We start from the raw sequence: 4,817 nt of genomic DNA, 5'->3' as shown, positions 1-4,817 counted from the left end.
TTTCTCCGCTGTGCGCTGTGCGCGGACCGGGGGGCGCGTGGTTCAAGCGGGCCGCGGGCGGGCCGGGCGGCGCCCTGGCCGCGAGTTCAGGAAGCCACCAGTGGCGAGCTCAGAAGGTTACGAGTCGCGAGCTCGGGAGGTCACGAGGTCACGGGTCCGGGAGGCCACGAGCAACAGAGCGCCGTTCCGCCTTCGCGGACCGCCGGCTCCGCTTGACGGAAGCCCCGTACACTCCTCGGCCCCCATCTCCCCTCGGCTGCTCCCTCGTTCCCCAGCGTCACCCGGCGAGGAGCTTCTTCACCGCGGCGGCGACCCTGCCGCCCTCGGCGCGCCCGGCGACCTTCGGGTTCACGATCTTCATGACGGCCCCCATGGCCCGCGGGCCCTCGGCGCCGGCGGCCTTCGCCTCGGTCACGGCCTGCGCCACGATCTCACCCAGCTCCTCGTCCGTGAGCTGCTGCGGCAGGTACGCGTCCAGCACCGCTCCCTCGGCGAGCTCCCGCTCGGCCTGCTCGGCACGCCCGCCCTGCTTGAAGGCGTCGGCGGCCTCCCGCCGCTTCTTCGCCTCCTTGGCGATCACCTTCTGCACCTCGTCGTCGGAGAGCTCACGCGCCTGCTTGCCCGCGACCTCTTCCTTGGTGATCGCGGCGAGGGTCAGCCGGAGAGTCGCGGAGCGCAGCTCGTCGCGCGCCTTGATCGCGGCAGTGAGGTCTTCCTGGAGCGTGGCCTTGAGCGTCATGAAGCCAGTGTGACAGGTGCCGCACGCGGACCGCCCTCGCATTTCCCCGCGTCCGCCCGCCTGCCCCGGATGTCCGCCGCACCGCGGACGGCCGAGATCCGCGCCGGGGATCCGGGCGGGGTCGGCCCCGGATCCGTGCCGAGGTCCGCGCCCGGATCCGCGCCGGGGTCCGCGCGGAGGGGATGCGCCCGTTCAGTCGAGGACCGCGGTTGCCTCGATCTCGACCAGATGCTCGGGTACGTCCAGTGCCGCGACGCCCAGCAGCGTGGCCGGCGGCACCGGGGTGACTCCCAGCCTGCCTGCCGCACGAGTGATCCCCTCCATCAGCAGGGGCATCTTGTCGGGGGTCCAGTCGACGACGTAGACGGCCAGTTTCGCCACGTCGCCGAAGGAACCACCGGCCGCGGCCAGGGCGGTGCCGACGTTGAGGTAGCACTGCTCGACCTGAGCGGCGAGGTCGCCTTCACCGACCGTGACTCCGTCGGCGTCCCAGGCGACCTGCCCGGCGATGTGGACCAGCTTGGACCCGGAAGCGATCGACACCTGCCGGTACGCGTCGATCTCCGGCAATCCACCGGGGTTCACCAGGGTGATGGCCATGCTGCCTGACTCCTCGTTCGTGCTCTCTTGTGGTTACTCAGGAACCATAGGAGAGTGTCCGCTGACATGGAAGAACGCACTTTTCGGTGACTGGGGAACCACATGGTGACCAAGCAGTTCAAGGGCTCGGCCGACGACGCGGACCTGACGCGAGCGGACTCTCTGGCGCGGGAGATCTTCTCCGACGTCGCCAACAAGTGGGCGCTGCTGATCATCGAGGCCCTGGGTGAAGGCACCCTGCGCTTCGGCGAACTGCGGAACGAGGTCGAGGGCATCAGCCACAAGATGCTCACCCAGAACCTGCGCATGCTGGAGCGCAACGGCCTGGTCGAGCGAAAGGTGCACCCCACCGTGCCGCCGCGGGTCGAATACACCCTCACCGAGCCGGGCCGGGCCCTGCGGATCACGATCGACGGACTGTGCGACTGGACCCACCGGTACCTCGGCGACATCGAGGCCTCCCGCCACCGCTTCGACGCCTGACGGCGGGGGCGCTCCCCCTCCCCCGCACCCCAAGCCGTCTCCGCCCGGGGTGACAGGCGCGCGATACCGCCGTCACGGCGCCTTGCTACTGCCTTGACACGAATGGCCGAGGCGCCCCGGCCGGCGGTGACCTCGTCGCCCCCGGATTCCGGACGGGCCGAGGTCTGCGACGATGGGGGCATGCGCGCGCGATACGCAGTCCCCCTGTCCCTGACCGCACTTGGCGCGGCGGGAGTCGCCTACGCCGCCGGCTTCGAGGCCCGCTCCTTCCGTCTGCGCCGGGTCACGGTCCCCGTGCTACCCGCCGGGATGCGGCCGCTCCGGGTGCTCCAGGTCTCCGACATCCACATGGTCTCCGGGCAGCGCAAGAAGCAGCGCTGGCTCCAGGCGCTGGCCGGGCTGCGCCCGGACTTCGTGATCAACACCGGCGACAACCTGTCGGATCCGGAGGGCGTGCCGGAGGTCATGGACGCCCTCGGCCCTCTGATGGAGTACCCGGGGGCATACGTATTCGGTTCGAACGACTACTACGGCCCCAAGCTGCGCAACCCCGCCCGCTACCTCATAGAGAAGATGCAGGGCAGGCACGGCCTCAACGGCAATCCCCCCGCCGTCGGCGTCGTCCACAACCCCTGGGAAGACATCAAGGACGGCTTCGACACCGCGGGCTGGGTGGACCTGAACAACGCCCGGGGACGTCTCAAGCTGGACGGCTTCGAGATCGCCCTCACCGGCCTGGACGACCCGCACATCAGGCGCGACCGCTACTCCGAGGTGACCGGCGGCCCGGAGCCCGACGCCGACCTGAACCTGGCCGTCGTCCACGCCCCCTACCTGCGCACTCTCGACGCCTTCACCGCCGACGGCTACCCGCTGATACTCGCGGGCCACACCCACGGCGGCCAGCTCTGCCTCCCCTTCTACGGCGCCCTGGTCACGAACTGCGACCTCGACACCGACCGCGTCAAGGGCCTCTCCACCCACCGCGCCGGGGGCAACCGCTCCTACCTCCACGTCTCCGCCGGCTGCGGCACCAACCGCTATACCCCGGTCCGCTTCGCGTGCCCCCCGGAGGCCACCCTCCTGACCTTGACCTCCCGGACCTGACCGCCGGGGGCGGCCCGCCGCCCGGCCCCCGGAAACCGGATTTCGTGTCCGGGCGCGGGTCCGCTAAAGTAATCGATGTCGCCGCGCAAGCGATCGACACCGGGGTGTAGCGCAGCTTGGCAGCGCGCTTCGTTCGGGACGAAGAGGTCGTGGGTTCAAATCCCGCCACCCCGACTTCATAACAGCAGGTCAGGGCCGGTTTACCTTCGGGGAGACCGGCCCTGACTGCATTATGCCTGGGTGTCTGGGTGTCAACTGGGTGTGATCTTGAAACGGGGTGTCACCGCTGGGCGGCGCGCTCCTGCGACAAGCGGTCCAGGACGAGCACCGGGGAGCGGGGGGCGAGGGCCAGGCGGTCGTCCAGGGATGCGTGCCAGACCTCGGTGAGCTGTTCCATGAGAAGCGCGCGCATGGTGTCCGTCACGTGGGTGTACCGAGCGCCGACCGATCCGTCCTCGTGGCCCATCCGCTCGTCCATGAGCACCTTTCGGGGTGCCCAGCTCCTCCATGAGCGTGCGGTGGCCGTGGCGGAGCCCGTGGCGGGTCAGCCGGTCCTTGATCGGCAGCCAGCACGCTTCGGCCCGCCCGGAGGCGCCGCGGCCGCGCACAGGGACGCCGTGCCAGGGGCCGCCGGTGACCGGCACGGGGTGTGCCTCGGCCGGCGCCTTCTTCGGGTACCAGCCGGTAGCGGCCGGAGTGAAGATCCACGTGGCGTGGCGTTCCTCGCCGACCTCGCGCGCCGGAACGGCTGCTGCATCGATGAGGTGTCCGCCGCGGACGTGCAGAATCTGTTCAGCCCGCTCGGCGTGCGGATCCAGTGGGCGCGGGGCCTGTCCCCGGCTGTCCCGACCGACATCGGCGCCCCGACCCCGGCAACGGACTGGCCAGCCGCGCTCAACTTCCTCATCTACCCGGCCGACTCCTTGGTCATCGGCCGCGGCGAGGAGGTCAACCTGGGCGTAATTCATGATTCGAGCAAGTTCCAGACGAACGACTTCACGGCCCTGTTCGCCGAGGAGTGCATCGCCCTGATGGACCGCTCCGTGGACACCCGCGTCGTCACCGTCCCGGTCTGCCCGACAGGCGAGACCGGCGGCCAGACCGTCCTGGCCTGCCCGATCGCCTGCCCCCCCCCCGTACGACTGGGCGGCTGTCCAGTTGCGCCCAGTGGCCGAGTACGACTACCAGGACGGCGTGTTGATCCGTCGGCGGTGGGCGCTGGCGCGACGCAGCTTGAGTCGGCCGGACGAGATCGCCTACTACCTCGGATACGCACCGTTGGATGTCGGAGTGGACGAACTGGTGAGGGTCGCCGGCGCCCGGTGGGCGATTGAGGAGTGTTTCCAGGCGGCGAAGAACGAATGCGGTCTGGACGAGTACGAAGTCCGCCGCTACGTCGGCTGGTACCGGCACATCACCCTGGCCATGCTCGCCCACGCTTTCCTCGCGGCGATGAGCGCGCGAGCAGCCGAAAAGGGGGATCCGCCGGTGAGGATGCCGTGGTCATCGAGCTCACAGTGGCGGAAGTGCGGCGACTCCTGGCAACTCACGCACCCCGAGCCCTTCGCGCCCACGCCCATGCGTTGAGCTGGTCGCACTGGCGCCGACGACGCCAAGCGGTGGCCCGCCGCTGCCACTACCGCCGTCGTGGGCACTCCTTCGAGGGACGTGCAGGCAGAAGCCGTCCGTGACAGCGTCCTGCCCGCTACACTCCCACCGCTCCACGTTTCCCCAGGTCAAGCCACGAAGTACTGCTGGAGTACTAGGGTCCGTCTTCAAACGGATCTTGCCCATAGCAGGAATGAGGCGAGAGAGACCGCTGCTTCGTAGGAGGTGGCGGTCTTGTCATATCGGGTAGCGATGCCGCGGAAGTTCTTGAGCCGGTTGA

4 protein-coding genes, 1 tRNA gene and 4 pseudogenes are annotated in these 4,817 nt (G+C 69.6%); 5 read left to right on the top strand and 4 right to left on the bottom strand.

Annotated features, from left to right (window positions below):
- Positions 1-277: 277 nt before the first annotated feature.
- Both GUY61_RS34870 and GUY61_RS34865 read right to left on the bottom strand, forming a co-directional pair.
- Entirely contained in the window at positions 278-739 is a 462-nt protein-coding gene (locus tag GUY61_RS34870; RefSeq protein ID WP_166634329.1) for a GatB/YqeY domain-containing protein, read from the bottom strand.
- 192 nt (positions 740-931) lie between these two features.
- Positions 932-1,339 (bottom strand): RidA family protein, encoded by a 408-nt coding sequence (locus tag GUY61_RS34865; protein ID WP_166634328.1) that lies wholly within the window; start codon positions 1,337-1,339, stop codon positions 932-934.
- 102 nt (positions 1,340-1,441) lie between these two features.
- Here GUY61_RS34865 and GUY61_RS34860 point away from each other — a divergent pair, with 102 nt between their 5' ends.
- The 3 genes from GUY61_RS34860 to GUY61_RS34850 all read left to right on the top strand — a co-directional run bounded on the left by GUY61_RS34860 (position 1,442) and on the right by GUY61_RS34850 (position 3,103).
- Entirely contained in the window at positions 1,442-1,822 is a 381-nt protein-coding gene (locus tag GUY61_RS34860) for a helix-turn-helix domain-containing protein (RefSeq protein WP_166634327.1), read from the top strand.
- Positions 1,823-2,002: 180 nt separating this feature from the next.
- Complete coding sequence (locus GUY61_RS34855; protein WP_166634326.1) at positions 2,003-2,929, top strand: metallophosphoesterase; 927 nt, start codon at positions 2,003-2,005, stop codon at positions 2,927-2,929.
- 100 nt (positions 2,930-3,029) lie between these two features.
- A tRNA-Pro gene (locus GUY61_RS34850) sits at positions 3,030-3,103 on the top strand.
- 106 nt (positions 3,104-3,209) lie between these two features.
- Here GUY61_RS34850 and GUY61_RS40885 read toward each other — a convergent pair.
- Positions 3,210-3,708: pseudogene (locus tag GUY61_RS40885) on the bottom strand (LacI family transcriptional regulator); the annotation flags it as partial.
- Here GUY61_RS40885 and GUY61_RS41695 point away from each other — a divergent pair.
- Both GUY61_RS41695 and GUY61_RS34835 read left to right on the top strand, forming a co-directional pair.
- Positions 3,643-3,984: pseudogene (locus GUY61_RS41695) on the top strand (major capsid protein); the annotation flags it as partial. The pseudogenes GUY61_RS40885 and GUY61_RS41695 sit on opposite strands and share 66 nt — an antisense overlap.
- A 73-nt stretch (positions 3,985-4,057) precedes the next feature.
- Positions 4,058-4,516, top strand: a pseudogene (locus tag GUY61_RS34835) (IS701 family transposase); the annotation flags it as partial.
- A 188-nt stretch (positions 4,517-4,704) separates the two neighbouring features.
- On the opposite strand, the pseudogene GUY61_RS40880 reads toward GUY61_RS34835, so the two are convergent.
- Positions 4,705-4,817, bottom strand: a pseudogene (locus GUY61_RS40880) (IS5/IS1182 family transposase); the annotation flags it as partial.

It is taken from the genome of Streptomyces sp. GC420, assembly GCF_009916105.1.
Classification (GTDB): Bacteria; Actinomycetota; Actinomycetes; order Streptomycetales; family Streptomycetaceae; genus Streptomyces.
The sequence above is the reverse complement of the archived record's forward strand: the minus strand, read 5'-3'. Positions and strand labels throughout refer to the sequence as shown.